Origin of the sequence: Bradyrhizobium liaoningense, assembly GCF_018130955.1 — a bacterium.
In the GTDB taxonomy this organism is placed as follows: domain Bacteria; phylum Pseudomonadota; class Alphaproteobacteria; order Rhizobiales; family Xanthobacteraceae; genus Bradyrhizobium; species Bradyrhizobium liaoningense_C.
Map to the genome: position 1 here is coordinate 175,542 of NZ_JAFCJM010000004.1, position 24,619 is coordinate 200,160.

The window sequence follows — 24,619 nt, forward strand, 5'->3', positions numbered from 1 at the left end:
CGTCGAGACGGCGCGCTCAAGACCAATAAGAAGGAGTCTGGCTCTTGCACATTCTGGTTCTCGGCGCTGCCGGCATGGTCGGCCGCAAATTGTGCGAACGTTTGCTGCGCGACGGCCGCCTCGGCAAGAGCGATATCACGCGGCTCACCATGCACGACGTGGTCGAGCCGAAGAAGCCGGAGAAGGCCGGCTTCCCCGTCGACACCGTCTTCGGCGATTTCGCAGTAGCAGGCGCGGCCGAAAAGCTGATCGCCGGCCGCCCCGATGTGATCTTCCATCTCGCCGCGATCGTGTCCGGCGAAGCCGAGCTCGATTTCGACAAGGGCTACCGCATCAACCTCGACGGCACGCGGATGCTGCTCGACGCCATCAGGCTTGCCGGGGGCGGCTACAAGCCGCGCGTTGTGTTCACCTCGTCGATCGCGGTGTTCGGCGCGCCGTTCCCGGAGGCGATCGGCGACGAGTTCTTCCACACCCCGCTCTTGAGCTACGGCACGCAGAAGGCGATCGGCGAATTGCTGCTCGCCGATTATTCCCGCCGCGGCTTCCTGGACGGCATCGGCATCCGGTTGCCGACCATCTGCATCCGGCCCGGCCTGCCCAACAAGGCGGCATCCGGCTTCTTCTCCAACATCCTGCGCGAGCCGCTCGCGGGCAAGGAAGCCGTCCTGCCGGTGTCCGAGGACGTCCGTCATTGGCACGCGACGCCGCGCTCGGCCGTCGGCTTCCTGCTGCATGCCGGAACGATGGATCTCGCCGCGGTCGGCCCGCGCCGCAATCTCACCATGCCAGGCCTGTCGGCGACCGTCGGCGAGCAGATCGCGGCCTTGAAGCGGGTCGCCGGCGAGAAAGTCGCCGCGCGCATCAAGCGCGAGCCGGATCCCTTCATCGTGGGCATCGTCGGCGGCTGGCCGCGCAATTTCGATGCGCGGCGGTCGCGCGAGCTCGGCTTCACCACCGCCGAAAAGACTTTTGACGACATCATTCGCATTCACATCGAAGACGAGCTCGGCGGCACCTTCGTTGCCTAGAGGTTGGTCGCTTAAAGCTTCGCTCTTGAAGTGATCTGTTGAATGGCGCAGGTGAAGCCATGGCGAACGTAGCCTGCATTGGCGAATGCATGATCGAGCTCCGGCAAGCCCAGGGCGGACAGTCCGCCGGGCAGGGCGGCGGCCTGTATTCGCGCGGCTTTGGCGGCGACACGCTCAACACCGCCGTCTATCTCGCTCGCCTCGAGGTCAAGGTCGACTATCTTACCGCGCTCGGTGACGATGCGCTGAGCGACGAGATGATCGCGGCCTGGACCGCGGAGAATGTCGGCACGCGGCGAGTTCTGCGGCTGCCCGGCAAGCTGCCCGGCCTCTACATGATCCAGACCGATGCGAAGGGAGAGCGGCAGTTCTTTCACTGGCGCGAAAACTCCGCCGCGCGCCGGCTGATGGACGTGCCGGAGACGGACGAGATCCTGAATTCGCTGATGGGCTACAACATCGTCTATCTCTCGGCCATCACGCTCTCGATCTACACCGAGAGCGGCCGCGAGCGCCTGCTGGCGGCGGTGAAGCGCGCACGTCTGCTCGGCACCCGCTTCGCGTTCGACACCAATTTCCGCGCGCGGGGCTGGCCCGACCTCGACGTCGCGCGCCGGGCTTTTGCTGCCGCTTTTGAGGTCGCCGACATCGTCCTGTGCTCGACCGAGGACATGACCACGCTCTATCCCGGCGAAAGCCACGCCCAGCTCATGGCGCGCATTCCTGCGCCCGAGCTGGTTCTGCGGCTCGCCGAGCCCGTCAGCCTGTTGCGCTTCCCCGGCGGCTCCAGCGAGGTGAGGGCCGAGCCGGTGACGAAGCCGGTGGTCGACACCACGGCCGCGGGCGACAGTTTTGCCGCAGCCTACATCGCCGCCCGGCTCGCCGACGCCGACCCGGTCGAGGCCGCGCATGCCGGCCATCGTCTTGCCGGTCTCGTGATCTGCTATCCCGGCGCCATCATCCCGGCCTATGCCATGCCGCCGAAGAAGCGGTACCGTTCGGCCAGCTCGCGCCAAGCGTCTAAATAGGCTTCCAAATAAGCTTCCAGATAAGATTGCTGCACCATGACCATGACCGCCAAACAGGAAAAGCTCGCCGCACTGTTCAAGGCCGCGACCGTCATTCCCGTGCTCACGATCGAGCGCCTGGAGGACGCCGTGCCCCTGGCGCGCGCGTTGGTCGCAGGCGGCGTGCGCACGCTGGAGGTGACGCTGCGCACCCCGGTCGCGGCTGACGCGGCGAAGGCGATGATCGCGGACGTGCCGGAGGCGATCGTTGGCATCGGGACGATCCTCAACCCCGCCGATCTCGCGCGCGCCGAGGCCTTGGGCGCCAAATTCGGCATCAGCCCCGGCGGGACGCCCGAACTCCTGAAGGCCGCGGCCGGCAGCGCCTTGCCGTTCGCCCCGGGCATTGCGACCGCATCCGAGCTGATGCAGGCCCTGGCGTTCGGCTGCGATCTTGCAAAATTCTTCCCGGCCGAGCAGGCCGGCGGCATCAAGGGCCTGCGGGCGCTGGGCGGACCCTTTCCGAACGTGCGGTTCTGCCCGACCGGCGGCGTCGGCGAGGCGAATGCGGCGACCTGGCTCGCCGAGCCGAATGTGCTGGCGGTCGGCGGTTCCTGGCTGTGCCCGGCGGCGGAAGTCCGGGCCGGGAACTGGGCTGGCATAACTGCCATCTGCCAGCGCACCCTGAAAAGCCTCAAAGCCGGGTGAAGTCTTGCCATCCTTGGGCTAAGACTTAGGTCAGGAAAGACCCAGGGAGAATAACAATGACGGCCAGCATCGTCGGGTGGGCGCATACGCCGTTCGGCAAATTCGATACCGAAACCGTGGAAAGCCTCGTCACGCGCGTCGCCAATGAGGCGCTCGCGGACGCCGGCATTGCCGCCTCCGACGTCGACGAGATCGTGCTCGGTCATTTCAACGCCGGCTTCTCGCCGCAGGATTTTACCGCCTCGCTGGTGCTGCAGGCCGACCCGCAACTGCGCTTCAAGCCGGCGACGCGGGTCGAGAACGCCTGCGCGACGGGCTCGGCGGCTGTCCACCAGGGCATCCGTGCAATCGCGGCCGGTGCGGCCAAGATCGTGCTGGTGGTCGGCGTCGAGCAGATGACGCGCACGCCGGGTCCCGAGATCGGCAAGAACCTCCTCAAGGCGTCCTACCTGCCGGAGGACGGCGATACGGTCGGCGGCTTCGCCGGCGTGTTCGGCAAGATCGCAAGCGGCTATTTCCAGAAGTATGGCGACCAGTCCGATGCGCTGGCGCTGATCGCCGCCAAGAACCACAAGAACGGCGTCGCCAATCCCTTCGCCCAGATGCGCAAGGATTTTGGCTTCGACTTCTGCCGCTCCGAGAGCGAGAAGAACCCCTATGTCGCCGGTCCCTTGAAGCGGACGGACTGCTCGCTGGTCTCCGACGGCGCCGCGGCACTGGTGCTGGCGGATGCCGAGACCGCGAAGGGCATGACGAAGTCGATCGGCTTCCGCGCCACCGCCCACGCCCAGGACTTCTTGCCGATGTCCAAGCGCGACATCCTCCAGTTCGAGGGCTGCACGGTCGCTTGGCAGCGCGCGCTGGAAAAGGCCGGCGTCACGCTGTCCGATCTCTCCTTCGTCGAGACCCATGACTGCTTCACCGTCGCCGAGCTGATCGAATATGAAGCGATGGGCCTGACGCCGAAGGGGCAGGGCGCCCGCGCTATCAAGGAAGGCTGGACGCTGAAAGAGGGCAAGCTGCCGGTCAATCCATCCGGCGGGCTGAAGGCCAAGGGCCACCCGATCGGTGCCACCGGTGTCTCCATGCACGTGATGACCGCGATGCAGCTTGCGGGGCAGGCGCCCGAGGGGATGCAGCTCAAGAACGCCAAGCTCGGCGGCATCTTCAATATGGGCGGCGCGGCCGTCGCCAACTACGTGTCTATCCTTGAGCCGCTGAAGTAAGGTCGCCTGGGGTGGGCAAAGGCGCGCAGAGCGCCGTGCCCGCCCTTTTTCTTTGCGTTAGATCATGGTCGGGCCACTCGGCCCACCTTTAATGCTCCTGATTGATTTGCAGGGAATGCGTCATGAGCACTGAATATGGATCCTCGCTGTCACTGGACGAACTCAACGATCGCATTGCGATCCTCGAGGGCAATATCCGGCAGCTCATCGAGCAGGCGGCCGCTGCTTCGGGCGAGCAGAACGAGGCGCGCATCGCCGACCGCATCAATCAGCAGAACGAGGAGCTCGAACGGCTGCTCAAGATCCGCGAAGCCCGCCAGAAGAAATGAGCTGATGGCCACGGTCCGCGCCGCGCATGCGGCCATACGCCGGCCGCCCTTGCTCGCAACGGAGCGCTGCCGTTAGGTGACCGAAATCGCAGGCTCGCTCGTGAGCCCGCGCAATCGGGAGAGAACGATGGGGCCGCTGCAGGGCATCAAAGTCATCGATATGACCACCGTGCTGATGGGGCCCTATGCCACCCAGATGCTGGGCGACTACGGCGCCGACGTCATCAAGGTGGAATCGCTCGACGGCGACGTCACGCGCCAGATCGGCCCGATGCGGCATGCCGGCATGGGCCCGGTGTTCCTCAACACCAACCGCAGCAAGCGCTGCATTTGCCTCGACCTGAAGAAGCCGGCCGGCCGCGAGGCCGTGCTGCGCCTGATCAGGGGCGCCGACGTCCTGGTCTACAACGTCCGGCCGCAGGCGATGGCGCGGCTCCAGCTCGGCTATGACGTGGTCTCCGCAATCAACCCGCGCCTGGTCTATGCCGGCGTCTTCGGTTTTGGCCAGGATGGCCCTTACGCGGCAAAGCCCGCCTATGACGACCTGATCCAGGGCGCTACCGCGCTCCCCGCCTTGATGGCGCAGACCGGCGACGGCGTGCCGCGCTACGTGCCGAATGCGCTGGTCGATCGCATCGTCGGCCTCACCGCCGTTGGCGCGATCTGCGCGAGCATCGTGCATCGCGACCGCACCGGATGCGGCCAGCGCGTCGACATCCCCATGTTCGAGACCATGGCTGGCTTCGTCATGGGCGATCACATGGGCGGGCTCACCTTCGAGCCGCCCCTCGACAAGGGCGGTTATGCCCGCCACCTCTCGCGCGACCGCAGGCCCTACAAGACATCAGACGGCTATCTCAGCGTCATCGTCTACAACGACAAGCAATGGGAAAACTTCTTTGAGGCGACCGGCCGCGAGGATTTGCGCGCCGACAAGCGGTTCGCCACTTTCGCCGGCCGCGCCGCCAATATCGACTTCGTCTATGCCGAGCTCGCCCGCATCTTTGAGACCCGCTCGACGGCGGAGTGGATCGATCTGCTCACCAGGGCCGACGTGCCGGTCATGCCCATGCACGACCTCCAGACCATTTTGGGCGACGAGCATCTCGTCGCCACGGACTTCTTCCCGGTCGTCAATCATCCGACTGAAGGCCCGATCCGCAGCATGAAAGTCACCGCGACCTGGTCGGAGACCGAAGCCGAGCCGGTCCGGCTGGCGCCGCGGCTCAACGAGCATGGCGACGAGATCCTGCGCGAGATCGGCTACTCCGTGGACGAGATCGCGGCGCTGGTGCGCGACGGGGTGACCCGATCGCCGCCAAAGTAGGAGGGCAGGGATGACAACTCTCTCATCCGTCATTCCGGGGCGCGACGAAGTCGCGAGCCCGGAATCCATACTCACGATGGTGGCTATGGATTCCGGGCTCGCGCCAAGAGGCGCGCCCCGGAATGACGGTGTGGAGACAGCATCATGAGCTTCGTCACCGGCGTCGGGCTCACACCTTTCGGCAAGCATGAAGGCTCGTCCTCGCTCGACCTGATGAGCAAGGCCGCCCAGCTTGCGATCGACGACGCCGGGCTGAAGCGCGCCGAGATCGACGGCATTCTTTGCGGCTATTCGACCGTCTCGCCGCACATCATGCTGGCGACCGTGTTCGCCGAACATTTCGGCATCCGCCCTAGCTACGCCCACGCCGTTCAGGTCGGCGGCGCCACCGGCCTTGCCATGACCATGCTGGCGCATCAGCTCGTCGAGGCCGGCGTCGTCAAGCACGTGCTGGTCGTCGCCGGCGAGAACCGTCTGACCGGGCAGAGCCGCGACGCCTCCATCCAGGCGCTCGCCCAGGTCGGCCATCCCGACTACGAGGTGCCGCTGGGCCCGACCATTCCCGCCTATTACGGCCTCGTCGCTTCGCGCTACATGCACGAATACGGCGTCACCGAAGAGGACCTTGCCGAATTCGCGGTGCTGATGCGGGCGCATGCCTGCAGCCATCCCGGCGCGCAATTCCACGACCCGATCACGGTCGCCGACGTCATGGCGTCGAAGCCGGTGGCGTTGCCGCTCAAGCTGCTCGATTGCTGCCCGGTCTCCGACGGTGGCGCAGCCTTCGTCATCAGTCGCGAACGAACCGGCGCGAGTGGGGTCAAGGTGCGTGGCTGCGCGCAGGCCCATACCCACCAGCACGTCACGGCTGCGCCCGCGCTGAGTGAACTCGGCGCCGAGATTTCGATTGCGCGCGCAAAGCAGGCCGCAGGCGTTGCGATATCGGATGTGCGCTACGCTGCAGTCTATGACAGCTTTACGATCACGCTCGCGATGCTGCTCGAGGATCTCGGGCTTGCGAAGCGGGGCGAGGCGGCGGCCCGCGTGCGCTCCGGCCATTTTGGCCGTGACGGCGCCATGCCGCTCAACACCCATGGCGGTCTGCTCAGCTACGGCCATTGCGGCGTCGGCGGTGCGATGGCGCATCTCGTCGAAACGCATTTGCAGATGACGGAACGGGCGGGCAATCGCCAGGTGCGCGATGCCTCGATGGCGCTGCTGCATGGCGATGGCGGCGTGTTGTCCTCCCATGTCAGCATGTTTCTGGAGCGGGTGCGATGAGCGAACGGATGGCCGATTGGACCAAGGGTGAGCAGGCGATCGTCTATCAGACCTGCGGAGCCTGCGGCCATGTCCAGTATTTCCATCGTGCCTTCTGCGCGGCCTGTGGTGCGGCAGATCCGGGGGAACGGCGCGCAAGCGGCAATGGCAGGGTGTACGCAACCTCACTCGTCTGTCGCGCGGCGACGCCGGAGACGAAGGCGCACGTGCCCTACAACATCCTGCTGGTCGATTGTGCCGAAGGCTTTCGCATGATGGCGCATGGCGAGATGAATCTCGCCATCGGCGACGTGGTCACCGCGAGCTTTGTGCCGTTTGCCGAAAAGCTCGTGCCGTTCTTCACCAAGAGGAGCTAGTGGATTTCGCCATTCGGGGGCGGTCCAAAGGACCGAGCCTGGAACGGGAATTCTGGGCCTGGCGCACGTGCGCGATGCGCCACCCCGGAATGACGAATACTCTGAACTAGCGCCCGTAGAACAAAATGCTGGCGATGACGAGCATCGCCGTCACCGCCAGCATATGCGCGAGCGCTTCCGAGGCCGCCCTCCTGGTGGCTTCCTTCATGCCGTTTTCTCCCTAAACCTGGGCGTGACTCATCGTTGCGCGCGCTGCGCAATCGACGGCCAAATTTTGTTACTCGGAACACCCCACGGCGAGCATTCGCTTCGATGAGTCCCCACTCAGCGAACACTGCACTGTCTCAAGGTCGATCAGTAATACGGCGGCAATTTGGAGAGATAATGTTGCTCTTGCGTCGGTGCACGAATAGTCTTCGGGAATTCGAGGAAAAATCGACAATAAAACCAAGACCCAAGGTGATTGATGGCCCGTATCGACTACGCCGATCCCGCGAACGCATCCGATCGTACCCGCGAGATTCTCGCCAAGAATCGCAATGCCAACATATTTCGCATGATGTCGCATTCGCCCGACTATTTCGTGCAGTATTGCCGGCTCGGCGGCGCGATCCGCAGCAGGGGCGAGCTCGATCCGGTCGTGCGGGAACTCGCGATCACGCGCACCGGGATTCTCTGCGAAGCGCCTTACGAGATCATCGCGCACAAGCGCATCGGCAAGAACGTCGGCGTCACCGACGAGCAGAACGAGGCGCTGACGAACTGGCAGGCGGCGGCCTGCTTCACCGAGACGCAGCGTGCCGCGCTCGCCTTCACCGATGAGATCGTGAGGCTGAACAAGCCGACCGATGCCACGTTCAAGGCGATCGCGTCGAAGTTGACGCCGGGCGCGCTGGTCGAACTCCAGCTCTCGGTCGGCTTCTACATCATGACCTCGAAGTTCCTCGAGACCTTTGAGATCGACCTCCAGCCGGTGACGGAGGTCGTTGGCTAGGGAGCCATCGATGACGATCGACGATTACGCCGCGTGGGCTGCGAGCACGGCAAAGGGCACGCAGCCGCCGACCCATGAGCGGCTGTCCTATCTCGGTCTCGGCCTCGCAGGAGAGGCCGGCGAAGTCGCCGAGCACATCAAGAAGCTGCTGCGTGACGGAACGCTGGATCAGGCCGCGATGGCCGAAGAACTCGGCGACGTCGTCTACTATTGGGCGTGCCTCTGCGCCGCGCTCGGCCGCAAGCCGTCGGAGGTGCTTGCCGCGAGCAAGGCCAAGGTTGAGCGCAGGCTCGGGCCGTAGACCACCTACATCGACGTCAAAATATCCACCTTGGCATTCGCCACGATCAGGCGGTCGGCGAGCAGTTGCGCCAGGTTGCGCATGATGCGCTCGCCGGCGCGGGGGTGCTGCTTGCGGAAGCGCTCGAAATCCCCGAGAGGCACCTCGTAAGCCGTCGCCGACATGTCAGCCAGAACATCTGCGGAGCGCGTGGATTCCAGCAGCGCCATCTCGCCAAAGGCCATGCCGGCGGTCAGCGTCGCCAGCCGCACGCCGTCGGGCAGCGTGACGTGCACGGCGCCGGAGCGCAGGAAGAACAGGGAATCGGCGGGATTGCCGGTCGCAACGATCTTCGCGCCCGCCTGATAGCTCCTGATCGTGCAGAGCGAGGCGAGGTCGGCCAGCTCTTCTTCGCTGAGGCCGGCGAGCAGCAGCTGCTCGTCAAGCTCGGTGGTTTCGTGAAAATCGATCGAGCCGCCATAGCGGTAGACGATCTGGTCCTCGACCCATTCGATGGCGGTATCGAGCAAATAGAAGTCGCGGACGTTCCTCAGCTCTGCCGTCCATTCCCGCAAGCTGTCCCATTCCCGCGATGCGCGTTTGACACCTGAAATGACGACGGTGACGTTGAGCGTTGCGAGCTCCGCAAAGGCTTCCGCGACGAGGCGCGCGCCGGCGCGGGTGGTTGAGGTGACGCGGTGCAGGTCGAAGATCACGAATTGCGGGCGGGGCCTCGCCGCAAGTCGCCGCGAGACGTAGTCCACCGCGGAGAGCGACAGCGTGCCGACCAGCTCGATGATCCACACATCCTGGTCATGCGCGGCGATGATCTCGCGCTCCTGCGGGCGGCGGACGCGCCGTGACGGACTCTTGCCGATGTCGTAGTCGGCGATCACGGCGTTGCGCGCGTCGTCGCTGCGGTTGAGCATGTGCAGATCGTAGTGCGAGGACAATGCCTCGCAGACCTTGATGCCGCGCACGCTGTTGCCGTGCTTGTCGAGCTTTGGCGAATAGCTGCCGAGGCCGAGCCGTGCGGGCAGGGCGGCCAAAATGCCGCCGCCGACGCCGCTCTTGGCGGGAATGCCGATGCGGTAGATCCATTCGCCGGCGTAGTCGTACATGCCCGACGAGGTCATCACCGACAGCGTGCGCGAGATCGCATAGGGCGTCATCACCTGCTCGCCGGTGACGGGATTGATGCCGCGATTGGCAAGCGTCGCGGCCATGACGGCAATGTCGCGCGCGCTGACCAGAACCGCGCATTGCCGGAAATAGACGTCGAGCACGGCAGCGACGTTGTCGGCGATGACCGCATTGGTCTTCAGGAGATAGGCGATGGCGCGATTGCGGTCGCCGGTCTGGCTTTCGGATGCATAGACGGCTTCGTCCACGTCGAGCTCGCGGCCTGCGAAGCGGCCGAGCGCCTTGTGGATCTCCTCGAAGGCGGCATCGCCCTTGCTCTCGCAAATCAGCCCTGTGCACGCGATCGCGCCGGCGTTCACCATCGGGTTGAAGGGATGGTTGTCCGAATTGAGCCTGATCGAGTTGAAAGGGTCGCCCGACGGCTCGACGCCGATCGCGCTCTCGACCCGGCTTGCGCCCAGCACATCCAGGGCCAGGGCGAACACGAACGGCTTAGACATGGACTGGATGGTGAAGGGCACTCGGCTGTCGCCGACCTCATAAACATGGCCGTCCAGCGTCGCGAGGCTGATGCCAAAATGGGCAGGGTCGGCCTTGCTGAGCTCGGGGATGTAGTCGGCGACGGTGCCGGACGTCTCGGCCGAGAATTCATTGAGACAAGCGTTCAGAAACCGCAGCAAGGGCGGGTTCGAGCGGGTCCAGGCGTCGGCGGCGGGCGATTGCGATGTCATCCCTCTCCTTGTGCATCGCAATCAGGGCACGCGCAACCCGTCAGGCACCATGCCCTGGCGCCGGACCAGCAGCAGCGCGAGCACGACCGTGGGCACGAGTATCGCAAGTCCCAGCAAGGTCACCTGCATCTGCGACAGCGGCATGATCCCGCCGCCGGGCGTCGCGATCACGAATCCGCCGATGACCAGCAGAATGCGGATCGGCCATTCCATGAGCCCGGCATTCCGGAGATCGCCAACATAGGCCTGGTAGCCCTGAATGCCCCCGCAGATGAAGACGATGCCGAAACAGGCAAGCGCCGTGAGCCCGAGCGCCTCGGGGTAGGGATTGCTGCCCTGGAGCAGCAACGCCGGGTTCAGCACGAAGAAGAACGGAATGAAATAGATGATGCTGCCGACCCACATGCTCTCCCAGCCCGTCTTCATCGCGGGCGCGCCGGCAATGCCGGCCGCGGCGAAGGAGGCGATCGCGACCGGCGGCGTGATCGAGGACAGCATGCCCCAGTAGAAGATGAACATGTGCACGGCCATCTTGTTCAGCCCGAGCTTTTCCAGCGCCGGGGCCACCAGGATGGCGAGGAAGATGTAGCACGACGTCGTCGTCAGCCCGAGGCCGAGGATCAGGCTGGTGATGGCGCACATGATCAGCAGCAGGAACGCGTCACCGCCGGCGATGTTGAGGAGGTCGTTGGCAAGGCTCGAGATCACGCCGGTAAGCGAGAACGCGCCGATCAGGAGACCACAGCCGGCCAGGATCGCGATCAGCTCGACGAACGTCTTGCCGTTGAGCTCAAGGAACTGCAGCCAGCGCGCGCCGCCCCAGTTCTTGCCGGGGAAGAACTCGTTCAGCGCGGCGAGCAGGCACATGCCCCAAAGCGCCGCGTTGAGAACGCTGAACCAGAACATGGCCGCGGTCGCGACGATCGAGAGGATCAACACGGCCGTGTTGCCGAGCTTCCACGGCGCCGGTCCGGACCACTGGTGCAAAATCACCAGCAACACGGACGCGTAGAACGGTGCGTGGCTCTCGCGTTTGAAATGGAGCAGCATGACCACGAGGACGACGATGACGAACAAATAGTACCAGCCGTCCTTGAAGGCGTCCCAGAAGCGCGGCAGCTCGGCACGAGGAATGCCCTTCAGCTTGTGGCGGGCGGCGTAAGCGTCGACCTGCGCGAACAGGCCGACATAATAGAGTACCGAGGGTATGGTTGCGGCGAGCGCGACGTCGGCATAGCTCGTGTTCATGAACTGGGCCATCACGAAGGCGGTGGCGCCGAGCACAGGCGGTGCCAGCACCGCGCCGGTCGAGGCGCAGGCCTCGATCGCGCCGGAATAGGACGGTGTAAAGCCCGTCTTCTTCATGGCGGGAATGGTCATGGTGCCGGCGGTGAGCACGTTGGAGACGATGCTGCCGCCGACGGTGCCGAGCAGGCCCGAGGCGAACACGCAGACTTTTGCCGCTCCGCCGCGGAACGTGCCGCACATCGCAAAGGCGATGTTGATGAAGAACTTTCCGGCGCCCGTCATCATCAGCGCGGTGCCGAACACCAAAAAGCCGATTACGGTGTCGGCAAAGGCCTGGATCGGGATGCCCAACAGGCTTTCGCCCGAGAGCATGTGATAGGCGGTGGTTTGCTGCAGTGTCGATTGCGTGCCGCGGAACGGGCCAAGCCAGGTGGCGTCGGCAAACATCGGGTAGAACGTAAACGGCAGCACGCTCAGGAGCAGGCTCCAGCCGCCGGTGCGGCGCAGCGCCTCCATCAGCAGGAACCACATCACCAGCCCAGCGACGATGACGTGGGTTGGCGCACCGTCAAACTCCCATCCGAATTGCGCGGCCTTGCGAATGTTGAACATCAGCCAGATCGCGGAGACGAAGGTCGCGGCGAACAGCAGCAGGTCGTACCAGGGGATGCGGTCGAGCGGCGCCGTCTCCGATCCCGGGAACATCAGGAAGGTGAACGGCAGCATCAACGCGATCAGCAGGTAGAAATATTCGGTGTTGAGCTGGGTGTAATCGATAAAGAAGCGCAGCGAGAATTGCTGGTTGACGCAGAGCAGGATGGTGGCGGCAGTCAGGACGAGCAGCGCCCAGCGCCACGCGCCGCGCAAGCTGCGGACGCGCGTGACCTCGGATTCCTGCAAGTCTCCGGCGGCGGAGAGATGCGGGTCCTCGAACTCGATCTTCTTCGCCGGCGCTGCCGTGGTCTCGGACATCACCGCTTCCCCCTAAACCCCGATCCTAGCTGCCCCTAGTCGAAGCCGTTCGGCATATTGGCCTTCGTCAGCGCTGCCGCGCGCGCCTTCATCCAGCCGTCGAGAAAAGCCTTGTCGTCGGCCGGCGGATTGGACTTGCCGTAGTCGGCCCAGGCTGTCGCCAGCACCTCCTGGCGCTTGTAGAGCGCATTGTTGTGGGCCTCCTGCGCGTCGCTCCATTGCCCGGCTTCCTTCAGCGCCTTCACGGCACCCGGATGCACCGGCACCACCCAGTTCTTGGTCTGGCGATCGGCGGCGAGGCCACCGGCGCCCGGCGCGGAGTCCTTGTAGGCGTCGTAGTTCACGATCATCGCCTTGGTCATGGCGTAGACCTGGTCGGGAGCTTGCGAAGCGTAGGCGACGAAGATCGGGTAGGGGTAATTGCCGAGCTCGACCGGCTTCTCCTTCGAGATGCCGGCGCCGCAGGTCGCAAGCTGCGGGAAGAAGAACGAGCCGACCTTCTGCATGCGTGCCCAGCCTTCCTTGTCCTTGGCGGGCAGCGGCGGCCAGAGCAGGCCGCGCGGTGAGGTCTCGGCTTCCTTGGCGGGGCCGGTGATGGTGGTGCCGAAGGCGGCATCGGTGTCGTTGTTGATCAGCCCCTTCCACATCGCGCCATAGCTTGCGAACTCCACGACCTTGACGTCGTTCTGCGTCAGCCCGGCGAAAGCGAGCACCGCGAGCGAGTTCTGGTTCAGCGCGGGCGAGCCGACGACGAAGCCAACGCGCTTGCCCTTGAGATCCCTGAGGTCCTTGACGCCGGTATCGGCGGCGACGCCGAGCGACCCGCAATTGCAGTCGACCGAGGAGAGCATGAGCTGGAGCGCCTGCGGCCCCCATTCCCTGGCGCCGAATTCGAACACGCCTTCCTGCGCGAAATAGGTGCCGGATCCCATTGCTGCCGAGGCCGCGCGCTTGGCGCGCAAGGGCGCAAGCCGCGCGACGTCGTTGCCGGCCGGCAGCACGCGCACGTCGGTGCTGTACTTGTCCTTCATCATCTTGCCGACGCCGACGGCGATGTTGAAGCCGGCGGTGCCGGTGTCGTAGGCGGTGAATGTCAGTGTCGGCGGAAGCTTGATGTCGTCAGCGACAGCATAGCGTGTAGACGCAAAAGAAATGCCTGCCACCAAGGCAGGCGCAAGCACGTACAGCCCACGAAGCATGTTTCTCCCTCCGATGTCCTTCGCTCTTTCCGCGAAGTCCTTCGCGCGCCTTGCGCGAAGTTCCTCGCTTTTCGCGAGGATTTTTTGCTTGGATCGATCATGTCACCGCCGTCAGGCGATGGCAACGCCGTGCCGCGGCTCCCAATCCCGCAGACAGTTTGTCGCGGCGTCTTTTCGCAAGAAGTTGTCTGATCAACGCCTCAGGATTGCGATCGCCTGACCTTCGGCAACGACATCGTCCAGCTTGACGAGAAGCGATGTGAGCGTGCCGGCTGCAGGCGAGGGAACCGGGATCTCCATCTTCATGGCTTCGACGAATGCAATTTCGTCGCCATCTCCAACGCTTCCTCCAACCTCCACGGGAAGCGCGCAGACGCGTCCCGCCACCTCCGTAACAATTCGAATATCTGGCATGCCAATCGCCTTTTTGTTGTCGTCGCAAAATGCCTGATGTAGCGTGTCCTTCAAGCGGAATTTAATTCCGCACAGCGGAACAATCGGTAGGGAACATGGGACGACGATCGGAGCGGTTAAGTCGGCAAGGAGTGCTCGCCGGTGAATCAGGCGAGGGTGATGTCATTCAGGTCGTATCGCGCGCATTCGATGTGCTGCGGTGCTTCGAGGGCCACGAGGCCCGGCTCGGCAATCTCGAAATCTCCAACCGCTGTGGCCTGCCGCGATCGACCGTATCGCGCCTGACCCACACGCTGACCCGGATGGGCCAGCTCGTGTATCTGCCGCGCGATCAGAAGTACCGCATCGGCCCGAGCGCGGTGGCGATGAGTTCCTCGATGATGAAGGGCCTGCAGCTCCGCAATCTGATCCGTCAGCGCTTGGCTGACGTCGCCGAGCAATTGCCCGGCACCGTCGGCTTCGTCATCCCCGATCGTTTCCACCTGGTCTATTTCGAGTTCGCGCGCTCGGCGAGTGCGCTCGGCCTGCACGAGGTTACCGGCAGCCGCATCTCGATGGCCTCCACCGCAGCGGGCGCGGCCTACACAGCGGCGCTCCCGCAGGAGATCGGCGATGCGCTGATCGCGGAGATGGAGCGCGAGGTTCCCGACGCCGCAAAACTGCTGAAGCCCCGCATCGAGGCCAACCGCCAGTTCTTGCGCGAGCACGGCTATGTCGTGGCCTGCGGCATCTGGAGCCCGCATATCAACGGCCTCGCGGTGCCGCTGTGGTCGCCGCAATACCAGACCGTCGTCGTGGTCACGATCGGCCTGCTGGCGGCGATGTATGACGAAGAGCGGCTGCATCGCGAAGTCGCGCCGCTGATGATTGAGCTCGGCCGGGCGGTGGGAGGCCTGCTCGAAGGAGCCGAAGGCGATTTCCTCAACTCTCGCCTCGAACGGAAACCGATTGCGGTGGCGGTCCATAACAATAACAAGCCCATCACGTCGGAGGGAGTGAATGACCTGGAAGCCGGAACTCGACGAGCTCGCTCGGCGCGAAGCGTTCGCGCGCGAGATGGGAGGCGTTGACAAGGTCAAGCGACAGCATGACCAGGGCCGGCTGACGGTTCGGGAGCGCATCAACAAGCTGGTCGACAAGAGCAGCTTTCACGAGATCGGTGCGGTCTCCGGCATCGGCGAATACGACCAGCAAGGCGACCTCAAGCATGTGACGCCGGCGAACTGCGTGTTCGGCCGCGCGCGGGTCGACGGCCGCACCGTCGTCGTGGTCGGCGACGATTTTACCGTGCGCGGCGGCTCGGCCGACGCCTCGATCTCGGCAAAGCCCTTGATGGCCGAGGAGATGGCGCACGATTTTCGCCTGCCCATCATCCGCATCATCGAAGGTTCCGGCGGCGGCGGCTCGGTCAAGACGATCGAGACCAAGGGTGCAGCCAATCTGCCGGGCGGCATCGGCGGCACCCGCTGGTATCGCTTCACGACCGAGAATCTCTCGCGCGTGCCTGTGGTGGCACTGGGGCTCGGCTCGGTGGCGGGCCTTGGCGCGGCGCGCCTCGCAGCGAGCCACTACTCCATCATGACAAAAGCGTCCGCGATGTTCGTCGCGGGGCCGCCGGTGGTGAAGCGGTTGGGGCAGGATCTCTCGAAGCAGGATCTCGGCGGCGCCGACATCCAGACGCGCGCCGGCGCAATCGACCATGCGGTCGAGACCGAGGAAGAGGCGTTTGCCTGCGCGCGGCGCTTCCTGTCGTACCTGCCGTCGTCGGTCTATGAACTGCCGCCGACGCTGCCGTGCCAGGACGATCCCGAGCGCACTGACGAGGCCTTGATGAAGGCGGTGCCGCGCGGCCGCCGCCAGGTCTACAAGATGCGGCCGATCATCGAGTCCGTCGTCGACAAGGGCTCGTTCTTCGAGGTTGCCTCCAACTTCGGCAAGCCGATCATCGTCGGCCTCGCGCGGCTCGAGGGCAGGGCGGTGATGGTGCTCGCCAGCGATCCCTTCCACTATGGCGGCTCATGGACGGCGGACGCCTGCCAGAAGGTGGTGCGCTGGGTCGACTTCGCCGAAACCTTCCAGCTGCCGATCGTCTATCTCATGGACTGCCCCGGCTTCATGATCGGGCTCGACGCCGAGAAGGCGGCGACCATCCGCCACGGCGTGCGCGCGATGGCGGCGGTCAACCAGACCACGGTGCCCTGGTGCACGGTGATCCTGCGCAACGCCTTCGGCGTCGCCGGCGTGGTGCATCAGCCGGCCGACCGCTTCTCGATCCGCTACGCCTGGCCGTCAGCCTATTGGGGCTCGCTGCCACTCGAAGGCGGCATCGAGGCGGCCTACCGCGCCGACATCGACGCGGCGGAGGACCCGGCTGCGAAGCTGAAGGAGATCGAGAACCGCCTCAACAAGCTGCGCTCGCCATTCCGCTCGGCCGAAAAATTCTGGGTCGAGGAGATCATCGATCCCCGCAAGACACGCTCGCTATTGTGTGAGTTCGCGCGATTGGCGGAGCCGCTACGCAAGCCTGGCCCGCCGGAAAACATGACGATCCGGCCGTAGCGGCGATAACGCGGGTTCCTTGGGGGCTGCCGGTCTATCCCGTCTCTGATAAGATCGTCTCGGGAATGAGACCGGGAGGGTTCGCTCATGTCGGCTGTCGATGCAAAGACCGTCCGCACCATGTGCCCGATGAATTGCCACCCGACGTTTTGCGGTATGCAGGTCGAGGTCGAGGGCGGTCGGCTCAAGACGCTGAGTGGAGACAAGGATAATCCTGACAGTGCCGGGTTTCTTTGTGTTCGCGGGCGCGCGACCAGCGAGATCTTTGGCAATCCGAAACGGCTGCTCTATCCCCAAATTCGCGACGATCGCAGCACCGACACTTGGCGCCGTGTGAGTTGGGACGAAGCGCTGGATTTCATGGTGAAGCGGATGCGCTCTGCCGGACCCGAGGCGGTGGGTCTATGGGCAGGGCATGGCGGCTTCACCGTGGGCGGTGCCGTGACAATCCAGTTGATGCAGCGTTTCGCAAATATGTATGGATGCCAGAATTGGCACCCGGCAATGGTCTGCTGGGGGCTTGGCGGTTTCGGCGTGGGACTGTCGGGCGCACTCAAGGTCAATACCAAGGAGGACATGGCTGCGAACGCGAGCATGATCGTGCTTTGGGGCGCAAACATTGCGAGCCAGCCCAACACGGCCCGTCACATCGTCGCGGCCCGACGGCGCGGGGCCAAGGTCATCACGATCGATGTGAGGAGAACCGAAGCAGCGGCTCAATCGGATGAAGTTCTCCTGATCCGCCCCGGGTCGGACGCTGCGCTCGCTTTGGCCGTCATGCACGTCATCGTCACCGAAAAACTCTATGATCCCGCGTTTGTCGAAGCTCATACCGTCGGCTTCGAGGAATTGTCGTCTCACGTTCTGTCCTTCACGCCCGCCTGGGCGGCAGCGGAGACCGGTCTTGACGAAGGCCAGATTGCGTCGTTCGCGAGAGCCTACGCGTCCACACGGCCGGCCATGATCCTCCTCGGCGGCAGCTCCATGCACAAGAGCGCCAATGGTTGGAACGCGGCGCGTGCGATCAGTTGTCTGCCGGCGTTGACCGGCGATTTTGGGATCGCAGGCGGCGGCCTCGGCCCACGTCATGGCGCCCACAGCGCGGCCATGCGCAATCTGAACGCGGGTGTGGCGCGCGTGCCGGGCAACTATGTTGCCAATCAAATGCCCGACATCGCAAAGGCCTTGTCCGACGGGCAGCTCAAGGTGTTGCTGCTGCTGGGGACCAACATGCTGTCGTCCTTTGCGGATGCCGGTGAAATCTCCCGCGGTCTCGACAAGACAGGTCTGGTCGTTTGCGTCGACCTGTTCATGAATGAGACCGCGCGGCGTTTCGCGGATGTCGTGCTGCCCGGAACCGCCTGGCTCGAGGAATTGGGATTCAAGGTGACGAACACGCACCTCTATCTGATGGAGCGTGCACTTGAGCGAGAGGGCGAGACCCGCCCAATCTACGAAATCCTGAGCTCTTTGGCGGACTCTCTCGGGCTTGCCGACTTCTTTCCGTGGGCGTCGATTGAAGAGGTGATCGATGTCATCCTGGATGATGCGACAACCGGCCATGCGACTGTGGCGTCGCTGCGCGCTGCCGGTGGCTTTTTGCCTCTGAACGTATCAGCGGTCGCCTATGCGGACCGGAAATTCGATTCACCGTCAGGGAAGATCGAATTCTTCTCGCCGCAAGCGGCACAGCTCGGGCTTCCGCCGCTCCCCGTGCACCGTGACGACCAGGCGTCGTCCTATCCGCTGTCGCTGAGCTTCGGAAGGACGCTGACACATTTTCATGCGTTCTATGACGAGGGTCAGGCGCTTCAGTCATTGGCAAAGCACAATGTCGCTCCGCAACTCCTGATTTCGCCTGTTGATGCGGAGGCGCGCCAGCTCGCCAACGGGGATGCGATCAGGATCTACAATGAGCGGGGCGAGTTCGCGGCAAAGGCCTGCGTCACCAACGACGTCAAGCCCGGGGTGGTCTGGATGCGCGATGGCTGGGTCGGCCTCAATCATCTCACCTCCGGAGACGCGGTCCTGACCGGAGACGCCCTCAGTCTTTTTCATTTCTCCGTTGGCCAGTCGGACTACGGCGCCCGCGTGGAAGTGGCGCGAGGGCAGGCGTCGCCGTAACGGGGAAACGACGCGCCGAAGCCCGCGGCGCGACCTGTTGGCAGAGGCCCGGCGTCGATCAGAGCCGGAGCACCTTGCCGGGATTCATGATGTTCTGCGGATCGAGCGCGCGCTTGATGGTTCGCATGATGTCGAGCTCGGTCTTCGACCGGTAGTGACTGAGCTCGTCGAGCTTGTCCATGCCGATGCCGTGCTCTGCCGAGATCGAGCCGCCCATGGAGGTGATGAGATCGTTCACGGCCCGCGTGATGGCGCCCTTGTATTGATCCAGCGTCGGTTGATCCATCCCCTTGGGCCCCATGAACGAAAAATGCAGATTGCCGTCGCCGATGTGTCCCAGCGGATAGGGCCTGATCGTCGGGAGGATGTCGAGTACGGCCTTCAACCCCTTGTCGATGAACTCGGGAATCCCGGAGATCGCCACCGAGACGTCAAAGCTCAGCCCCGGCCCCTCGGCCCGGTGGGCCTCGGCCATGGATTCCCGGATACGCCACATGTTGCGCGATTGGCTGACCGTCTGAGCGATCACCGCATCGAGGACGCGGCCGGCCTCGAGTTGATCGGCGAGAAACTGCTCCATCTTCTCGGACATGCCGTCAGTCCCGTCCTGGCGTGGGCGCGAGGACGCCCATTCAAGCAGCAGGTACCATGGCATGTCCGCCTTGATTGGATCCTGGGTACCGGGAATATGGCGGAGCACCAGGTCAACAGCAGCGCGGCTCAATACCTCGCAGGAGCCGACATTGTCCTCGGACGCCGCATGCGCCCCGGACAATATCTCCACGGCCGCCTGCGGATCACGGATCGCCAGCCACGCTGTGCAGACGTCCTTGGGCGCGGGCCACAGCTTGAGCACGGCCTTGGTGATGATGCCGAGCGTCCCTTCGGCGCCTATGAAGAGATGCTTGAGGTCGTAGCCCGTGTTGTCCTTCTTGAGCGCGCGCAACCCGTCCCAGACGTCGCCGTTGGCCAATACGACCTCGAGCCCCAGGACGAGGTTGCGCGCATTGCCATAGCGGAGCACCTGCACGCCGCCGGCGTTGGTCGACAGATTGCCGCCGATCATGCAGGAGCCCTGCGCGCCAAGGCTGAGGGGCAGGAACCTGTCGTGCTCGGCCGCGGTCTCCTGGAGGGTCTGCAGGACGCAGCCGGCCTCGACCGTCATCGTGTAGCCGACGGCATCGACGCTAAGGATGTGGTTCATGCGGCCGAGCGACAACACGATGCCCGTATGCGAAGGCCACGGCGTGGCCCCGGCCATCAGCCCGGTGTTGCCACCCTGCGGCACGATCGCGACACCATGTTCATGGCAAAGCCTGACCACATCAGAGACTTCCGCGGTGCTGGCAGGGCGAACAACGGCTCCGGCAGCTCCGACCGTCGATCCGCGCCAATCCGTCACGAACGGCTGCTTGCCGTGCTCGTCCTCGATGAGGCCCTTCTCGCCCACGATGGCGCGTAGTGAATCGCGCATCTGGGCAGTCAAAGGAACAGTCGGAATGGTGGGTACGGCAACCGGCATTTGTTTCCCCTGGGCACATCTTGGCGTGTACTGAGCGCGCGAAGCGCTTTCGGGCATTGTCCACGTTTGTACCGTGAAGTCTAACGGCAAAATGCCCCGGAAGCGCGTCGAACCCGCAACGCTGCCAAACACACGAATGTCCGGGCCGCAGATGTCCTGCCGATGGCGCTGCCTGTCGCCATGACATCGGCCCAGGGAGCGCAGGATGAACCGCCGGTACTTTATCGCGCGATCGGCATCCGCGAGCCTTCTGGCCGGCAGCCCCCTTGGATGGCAACGTCCTGCGCGAGGGCAAGCGCAGGCGTTGCATCGGATCGGCATTGTCGACTACGTGTCCGGCCCTCTTGTCGCGCAGGTCCGTCTTGGCCTGGTTGAAGGACTTGCCGGAAGCAGGGGCTTCAAAACCGAATTTGGTCAGTTCGGGCATGAGCCGGATCGGCTGACCAGGAACGCCGCAGAGTTCGTCAGGCGAGAGGTCGCCGTGCTCCTTGCATTCTCGAACAAGGCAGCGCTCGTGGCCAAGAGCCTTACAAGCACCATTCCGATCGTTTGTCTCGCCGACGATCCCGTCGCGAGCGGTCTCGTCGAGTGTCCGGACCGGCCCGGTGGCAATCTGACGGGAGCCTTCAGTCCCGTCGCCGGTCTGATTGCGACGCGAATAGACATCATCAGGGGAATGGTGCCGGGCACACAGCTCATCGTGCTGATCACCGATCCGACCAACAGCCCCGCGCATGAGATTGAAGTTCGCGAGGCCCAGGCGGCTGCCAACGCACTTGGATTTGAGCTGTCGATCGTCGCCTGGGTCGGCGAGCACAACATCGAGATCGAATTGTCAGCGTTGCCGCGTGACCGTAACGCCGTGCTGGTCTTTGGCGGCGGCCCGCTGTTCGCGGCTGAAGGCGCCACGCTTGCCTACCAGGCCAGGCGCTACGAATTTCCGGCCATCCACGGCGACAGGGATGCCGTTGAAAAGGGTGGGCTGGTCAGTTACGGCCCGCGCTTTCTGGAAGCTGGCCATCTCATGGGTGTCTATGCCGGCCGCATCCTGAAGGGCGAGAGGCCGGCCGACCTGCCTGTCCGACAGGTGGGGAGGGAGTTGATCGTCAATCGCTTCGTTGCCAAATCCCGCGGGCTTCCGCTGCCCGCAACGCTCCTGGCGCGCGCCGACGAGGTGATCGACTAGAGTGCGATGAGGTCTGGTTGAATCGTCGTCGCGCTCTAGCTCTTTGTTTGAGCATGATCTCCGCGCAAACGCGTTCCGCATTTGTCGTGAGGGAAAACCGCTACACGCTTTTCCGGATCATGCTCTGGCGGGCACCGCGCATACGCGATGACAGGCGCCACATTCAGCGATGAATATGGCGCCCCCTTGGTTTACGCGACTGCGGGCTTCGGCTGCCGCGACAGCGCCAGTACGATCAGCGCGGCGAAGACGCACAGTGCGCCGGCGACGAAGAAGGCGGGCAGGTAGCTCGACAGCACCGTCCGCGACAGGCCCGCGCCGAAGGCGGCCGTGCCGGCGCCGAGCTGGTGGCCGGCAAAGATCCAGCCGAACACCAGGTTGGCGCGCTCGGGTCCGAACTTTTGCGCCGTCAGGCGTACCGTCGGCGGCACCGTTGCGATCCAGTCGAGGCCGTAGAACATCGCAAACAGCGACAGGCCGTAGAACGAGAAGTCGCTGAAGGGCAGGAACACCAGCGACAGTCCGCGCAGGCCGTAATACCAGAACAATAGCCAGCGATTGTCGTAGCGGTCCGACAGCCAGCCGGACATGATGGTGCCGAAGAAGTCGAAGATGCCCATCGCCGCGAGCAGGCCCGCCGCCTGCACCTGCGGAATGCCGAAGTCGAGGCACATCGGGATCAGGTGCACCTGGACGAGGCCATTGGTCGAGGCGCCGCAGACGAAGAAGGTCGCGAACAGGATCCAGAACGCGCTCGACTTCGAGGCATCGCGCAGCGTCCCGAGCGCTACAGCGGTGATCGAGCCATGATTGACGGGCGGCATCGGCAGAGGCTCGGTGCCTTCGTCGCCGAACGGACGCTGGCCGACATCGCTCGGACGGTCGCGCATGGCGAGCGCCACGGCGGTCGCGGCGACGCCCAGCATGACGCAGACGAAGGTGAGCGCGAGGCGCCAGCCAAAACGCTCGGTGAGGCTGGCGAGCAGCGGCAGGAAGACGAGCTGGCCGGTTGCGACGCTCGCGGTCATGATGCCGACGACGAGGCCGCGACGCTGGGCGAACCAGCGCGTGGCGATGGTCGCACCCAGCACCAGCGCGGTCATGCCGGTGCCGATGCCGATCACGACGCCCCACAGCAGCATGAGCTGCCAGACCTGCGTCATCGCGAGGGATGCGACCAGCGCCGACACCACGATCAGTTGCGCGGTCAGCGTGACGTTGCGCAGGCCGTAGCGGTTGAGGAGGGCGGCGGCGAACGGCGCCATCAGGCCGAACAGGATGAAGCGGATCGACAGCGCTGACGAAATCTCCGCGGTGGTCCAGCCGAATTCCTTTTGCAGGGGAACGATGAACACGCCAGGCGCGCCGACCGTGCCGGCGCTGATCAGCGCGGCAAGGAAGGTCACGCCAACCATCACCCAGCCGTAATGAATGTTGCGGCGGGTGAGCGCGGCCGCGAGCCAGTTCGAAATCATCTGTACGTCAACCTTGATTGGGAGATCTTGAGAAACCTGATCGAGCTTCACATTCTGCCACGCCGGCGTCACGGCCGAAATGGCAAAGTTCCCTCATTTTCGGACATTGGCGCTGAGCATGATCCGGAAAAGTGTGCAGCGGTTTTCCGAAGAGATCATGCTCAAATAAAAAGCTAAGGCGCGATGCGTTCGACCGCGATCGCGGTGGCTTCTCCGCCACCGATGCAGAGTGCGGCAACGCCGCGCTTGAGGTTCTGCGCCTCCAGCGCGTGCAGCAGCGTCACGATCAGCCGGGCACCTGTCGCGCCGATGGGATGGCCGAGCGCGCAGGCGCCGCCGTTCACGTTCAACTTCTCCCTGGCGATGCCGAGATCGCGCTGCGCGGCCATCGCGACGACGGCAAAGGCCTCGTTGATCTCGAAGAGGTCGACGTCACCGACGCTCCAGCCGACCTTGTCGAGCAGCTTGCGGATCGCCGGGATTGGCGCGGTCGTGAACCATTGCGGCTCCTGGCTGTGCGTCGCATGGCCCTTGATCTCGGCATGCACGGGGAGGCCGTTGCGGTCGGCCAGCGCACGGCGGGTCAGGACCAGCGCTGCCGCGCCGTCAGCGTTCGCAGAGGAGGCCGCCGGCGTGATCGTGCCGTTGGCGCGGAAAGCCGGCTTCAGGCCGGGGATCTTTGCGGGATCGACCTTAAGCGGATGCTCGTCATTGCCGATGATGCGGGGCCCGGCCTTCTCGGTGAGCGTGATCGGCGCGATCTCGGCCTTGAACGCGCCGCTCTCGACTGCCTTGCGTGCGCGGCTCAGGGTCTCCATTGCATAGGCGTCCTGGTCCTTGCGGGTGAACTGATAGGCCTCCGCGGTCGCCTCGCCGAAATCGCCCATGGAGCGACCGGTCTCGTAGGCGTCTTCGAGGCCGTCCATCATCATGTGGTCGATGATGCGGTCATGCCCCGCGCGATAGCCGGAGCGCGCCTTCGCCAGCAGATAGGGCGCATTGCTCATGCTCTCCATGCCGCCGGAGACGACGATGTCCGCGGAGCCTGCGCGGATGATGTCGTGCGCCAGCATGGTCGCTTTCATGCCGGAGCCGCAGACCTTGTTGACCGTGGTGGCCCCGGTCGCATCGGGCAGGCCGGCCGCGCGCGCCGCCTGGCGGGCCGGCGCCTGGCCTTGTCCGGCCGGCAGCACGCAGCCCATGAAGACCTCATCGACCTTCTCCGGCGCAAGTTTCGCCCGCTCCAGCGCCGCGCCGATCACGTGCGAGCCGAGCTTGTGGGCGGGAAGCGGCGACAACTCGCCCATGAAACGGCCGAGCGGGGTGCGGGCGGCGGAGACGATGACAACGGGATCGGCGGCCATGGCGGGGTTCCCTGCTATTCGGTTATGAGATTATGATCATCATATGATGCGCCGCAAAAAAATGCAACCGCGCCCGCCATGACAATTTGTCGTGTGTCGGATGAGATTTGTGAGTGCCGATTGGACGGTCGATCGTACCGCAT

The 24,619-nt window shown here is 64.5% G+C and carries 21 protein-coding genes; 14 read left to right on the forward strand and 7 right to left on the reverse strand.

Annotated features, from left to right (window positions below; translation table 11 throughout):
• Nucleotides 1-44: 44 nt before the first annotated feature.
• The 10 genes from denD (at nt 45) to JQ632_RS05100 (ending at nt 8,560) form a co-directional block, all read left to right on the forward strand.
• Nucleotides 45-1,031 (forward strand): D-erythronate dehydrogenase, encoded by a 987-nt coding sequence (gene denD / locus JQ632_RS05055; protein WP_212401182.1) that lies wholly within the window; start codon nt 45-47, stop codon nt 1,029-1,031.
• A 59-nt stretch (nt 1,032-1,090) separates the two neighbouring features.
• The gene (locus JQ632_RS05060; RefSeq protein WP_212401183.1) at nt 1,091-2,059 is read left to right on the forward strand and encodes a sugar kinase; all 969 of its coding nucleotides are present in this window, start codon (nt 1,091-1,093) and stop codon (nt 2,057-2,059) included.
• A gap of 36 nt (nt 2,060-2,095) precedes the next feature.
• Complete coding sequence (eda, locus tag JQ632_RS05065) at nt 2,096-2,746, forward strand: bifunctional 4-hydroxy-2-oxoglutarate aldolase/2-dehydro-3-deoxy-phosphogluconate aldolase (protein WP_212401184.1); 651 nt, start codon at nt 2,096-2,098, stop codon at nt 2,744-2,746.
• A 56-nt stretch (nt 2,747-2,802) separates the two neighbouring features.
• Nucleotides 2,803-3,972, forward strand: a complete 1,170-nt coding sequence (locus JQ632_RS05070) for an acetyl-CoA acetyltransferase (protein WP_212401185.1) — start codon at nt 2,803-2,805, stop codon at nt 3,970-3,972.
• A gap of 122 nt (nt 3,973-4,094) precedes the next feature.
• Nucleotides 4,095-4,301 (forward strand): hypothetical protein, encoded by a 207-nt coding sequence (locus JQ632_RS05075; protein ID WP_212401186.1) that lies wholly within the window; start codon nt 4,095-4,097, stop codon nt 4,299-4,301.
• A 127-nt stretch (nt 4,302-4,428) separates the two neighbouring features.
• Nucleotides 4,429-5,628: a CaiB/BaiF CoA-transferase family protein gene (locus tag JQ632_RS05080; protein WP_212401187.1), complete on the forward strand. Its 1,200-nt coding sequence runs from the start codon at nt 4,429-4,431 to the stop codon at nt 5,626-5,628.
• Nucleotides 5,629-5,772: 144 nt separating this feature from the next.
• Nucleotides 5,773-6,909 (forward strand): thiolase family protein, encoded by a 1,137-nt coding sequence (locus JQ632_RS05085; protein ID WP_212401188.1) that lies wholly within the window; start codon nt 5,773-5,775, stop codon nt 6,907-6,909.
• Entirely contained in the window at nt 6,906-7,265 is a 360-nt protein-coding gene (locus JQ632_RS05090) for a Zn-ribbon domain-containing OB-fold protein (RefSeq protein ID WP_212401189.1), read from the forward strand. The genes JQ632_RS05085 and JQ632_RS05090 overlap by 4 nt, the downstream gene beginning before the upstream one ends.
• 466 nt (nt 7,266-7,731) lie before the next feature.
• Nucleotides 7,732-8,259: a carboxymuconolactone decarboxylase family protein gene (locus JQ632_RS05095; RefSeq protein WP_212401190.1), complete on the forward strand. Its 528-nt coding sequence runs from the start codon at nt 7,732-7,734 to the stop codon at nt 8,257-8,259.
• A 10-nt stretch (nt 8,260-8,269) separates the two neighbouring features.
• Nucleotides 8,270-8,560, forward strand: a complete 291-nt coding sequence (locus JQ632_RS05100; RefSeq protein ID WP_212401191.1) for a nucleoside triphosphate pyrophosphohydrolase family protein — start codon at nt 8,270-8,272, stop codon at nt 8,558-8,560.
• Between the two features lie 5 nt (nt 8,561-8,565).
• Here the strand turns inward: JQ632_RS05100 and glsA are convergent, their stop codons facing one another.
• From glsA to JQ632_RS05120, 4 genes are all read right to left on the reverse strand, one after another.
• Nucleotides 8,566-10,413, reverse strand: a complete 1,848-nt coding sequence (glsA, locus tag JQ632_RS05105) for a glutaminase A (protein ID WP_212401192.1) — start codon at nt 10,411-10,413, stop codon at nt 8,566-8,568.
• Nucleotides 10,414-10,434: 21 nt separating this feature from the next.
• On the reverse strand, nt 10,435-12,633 hold the full coding sequence (locus JQ632_RS05110) for a TRAP transporter permease (RefSeq protein ID WP_212401193.1): 2,199 nt from the start codon (nt 12,631-12,633) through the stop codon (nt 10,435-10,437).
• 35 nt (nt 12,634-12,668) lie between these two features.
• Nucleotides 12,669-13,832, reverse strand: a complete 1,164-nt coding sequence (locus JQ632_RS05115; RefSeq protein WP_212401194.1) for a TAXI family TRAP transporter solute-binding subunit — start codon at nt 13,830-13,832, stop codon at nt 12,669-12,671.
• Between the two features lie 192 nt (nt 13,833-14,024).
• Nucleotides 14,025-14,246, reverse strand: a complete 222-nt coding sequence (locus tag JQ632_RS05120) for an acetyl-CoA carboxylase biotin carboxyl carrier protein subunit (RefSeq protein ID WP_212401248.1) — start codon at nt 14,244-14,246, stop codon at nt 14,025-14,027.
• A 95-nt stretch (nt 14,247-14,341) separates the two neighbouring features.
• On the opposite strand from JQ632_RS05120, the gene JQ632_RS05125 reads away from it, so the two are divergent.
• From JQ632_RS05125 to JQ632_RS05135, 3 genes are all read left to right on the forward strand, one after another.
• Entirely contained in the window at nt 14,342-15,316 is a 975-nt protein-coding gene (locus JQ632_RS05125; protein WP_212401195.1) for an IclR family transcriptional regulator, read from the forward strand.
• Nucleotides 15,246-16,805, forward strand: a complete 1,560-nt coding sequence (locus JQ632_RS05130; RefSeq protein WP_212401196.1) for an acyl-CoA carboxylase subunit beta — start codon at nt 15,246-15,248, stop codon at nt 16,803-16,805. Before JQ632_RS05125 ends, JQ632_RS05130 begins: the two co-directional genes overlap by 71 nt.
• Nucleotides 16,806-16,892: 87 nt before the next feature.
• The gene (locus tag JQ632_RS05135; RefSeq protein ID WP_212401197.1) at nt 16,893-18,929 is read left to right on the forward strand and encodes a molybdopterin-dependent oxidoreductase; all 2,037 of its coding nucleotides are present in this window, start codon (nt 16,893-16,895) and stop codon (nt 18,927-18,929) included.
• A 58-nt stretch (nt 18,930-18,987) separates the two neighbouring features.
• Here the strand turns inward: JQ632_RS05135 and JQ632_RS05140 are convergent, their stop codons facing one another.
• Entirely contained in the window at nt 18,988-20,451 is a 1,464-nt protein-coding gene (locus JQ632_RS05140) for an FAD-binding oxidoreductase (protein WP_212401198.1), read from the reverse strand.
• A 205-nt stretch (nt 20,452-20,656) separates the two neighbouring features.
• On the opposite strand from JQ632_RS05140, the gene JQ632_RS05145 reads away from it, so the two are divergent.
• A complete protein-coding gene (locus JQ632_RS05145; RefSeq protein WP_249151391.1) occupies nt 20,657-21,637 on the forward strand; it encodes an ABC transporter substrate-binding protein in 981 nt (326 codons plus the stop codon).
• A 191-nt stretch (nt 21,638-21,828) separates the two neighbouring features.
• Here JQ632_RS05145 and JQ632_RS05150 read toward each other — a convergent pair whose 3' ends face one another.
• Both JQ632_RS05150 and JQ632_RS05155 read right to left on the reverse strand, forming a co-directional pair.
• Nucleotides 21,829-23,112, reverse strand: a complete 1,284-nt coding sequence (locus tag JQ632_RS05150; RefSeq protein WP_212401200.1) for an MFS transporter — start codon at nt 23,110-23,112, stop codon at nt 21,829-21,831.
• 173 nt (nt 23,113-23,285) lie between these two features.
• On the reverse strand, nt 23,286-24,476 hold the full coding sequence (locus tag JQ632_RS05155) for an acetyl-CoA C-acyltransferase (RefSeq protein ID WP_212401201.1): 1,191 nt from the start codon (nt 24,474-24,476) through the stop codon (nt 23,286-23,288).
• Nucleotides 24,477-24,619: the final 143 nt, after the last annotated feature.

Excerpts from the sequence above, each read along its gene's own strand:
- JQ632_RS05135 (WP_212401197.1), top strand. The coding sequence starts at position 16,893 with ATGTCGGCTGTCGATGCAAAGACCGTCCGCACCATGTGCCCGATGAAT.
- glsA (WP_212401192.1), bottom strand. The coding sequence starts at position 10,413 with ATGACATCGCAATCGCCCGCCGCCGACGCCTGGACCCGCTCGAACCCG.
- JQ632_RS05150 (WP_212401200.1), bottom strand. The coding sequence starts at position 23,112 with ATGATTTCGAACTGGCTCGCGGCCGCGCTCACCCGCCGCAACATTCAT.
- JQ632_RS05140 (WP_212401198.1), bottom strand. The coding sequence starts at position 20,451 with ATGCCGGTTGCCGTACCCACCATTCCGACTGTTCCTTTGACTGCCCAG.
- JQ632_RS05115 (WP_212401194.1), bottom strand. The coding sequence starts at position 13,832 with ATGCTTCGTGGGCTGTACGTGCTTGCGCCTGCCTTGGTGGCAGGCATT.
- JQ632_RS05090 (WP_212401189.1), top strand. The coding sequence starts at position 6,906 with ATGAGCGAACGGATGGCCGATTGGACCAAGGGTGAGCAGGCGATCGTC.
- JQ632_RS05060 (WP_212401183.1), top strand. The coding sequence starts at position 1,091 with ATGGCGAACGTAGCCTGCATTGGCGAATGCATGATCGAGCTCCGGCAA.
- eda (WP_212401184.1), top strand. The coding sequence starts at position 2,096 with ATGACCATGACCGCCAAACAGGAAAAGCTCGCCGCACTGTTCAAGGCC.
- JQ632_RS05080 (WP_212401187.1), top strand. The coding sequence starts at position 4,429 with ATGGGGCCGCTGCAGGGCATCAAAGTCATCGATATGACCACCGTGCTG.
- JQ632_RS05120 (WP_212401248.1), bottom strand. The coding sequence starts at position 14,246 with ATGCCAGATATTCGAATTGTTACGGAGGTGGCGGGACGCGTCTGCGCG.
- JQ632_RS05145 (WP_249151391.1), top strand. The coding sequence starts at position 20,657 with ATGAACCGCCGGTACTTTATCGCGCGATCGGCATCCGCGAGCCTTCTG.
- JQ632_RS05155 (WP_212401201.1), bottom strand. The coding sequence starts at position 24,476 with ATGGCCGCCGATCCCGTTGTCATCGTCTCCGCCGCCCGCACCCCGCTC.
- JQ632_RS05125 (WP_212401195.1), top strand. The coding sequence starts at position 14,342 with ATGGGACGACGATCGGAGCGGTTAAGTCGGCAAGGAGTGCTCGCCGGT.
- JQ632_RS05070 (WP_212401185.1), top strand. The coding sequence starts at position 2,803 with ATGACGGCCAGCATCGTCGGGTGGGCGCATACGCCGTTCGGCAAATTC.
- JQ632_RS05110 (WP_212401193.1), bottom strand. The coding sequence starts at position 12,633 with ATGTCCGAGACCACGGCAGCGCCGGCGAAGAAGATCGAGTTCGAGGAC.
- JQ632_RS05130 (WP_212401196.1), top strand. The coding sequence starts at position 15,246 with ATGACCTGGAAGCCGGAACTCGACGAGCTCGCTCGGCGCGAAGCGTTC.
- JQ632_RS05095 (WP_212401190.1), top strand. The coding sequence starts at position 7,732 with ATGGCCCGTATCGACTACGCCGATCCCGCGAACGCATCCGATCGTACC.
- JQ632_RS05100 (WP_212401191.1), top strand. The coding sequence starts at position 8,270 with ATGACGATCGACGATTACGCCGCGTGGGCTGCGAGCACGGCAAAGGGC.
- JQ632_RS05085 (WP_212401188.1), top strand. The coding sequence starts at position 5,773 with ATGAGCTTCGTCACCGGCGTCGGGCTCACACCTTTCGGCAAGCATGAA.
- JQ632_RS05075 (WP_212401186.1), top strand. The coding sequence starts at position 4,095 with ATGAGCACTGAATATGGATCCTCGCTGTCACTGGACGAACTCAACGAT.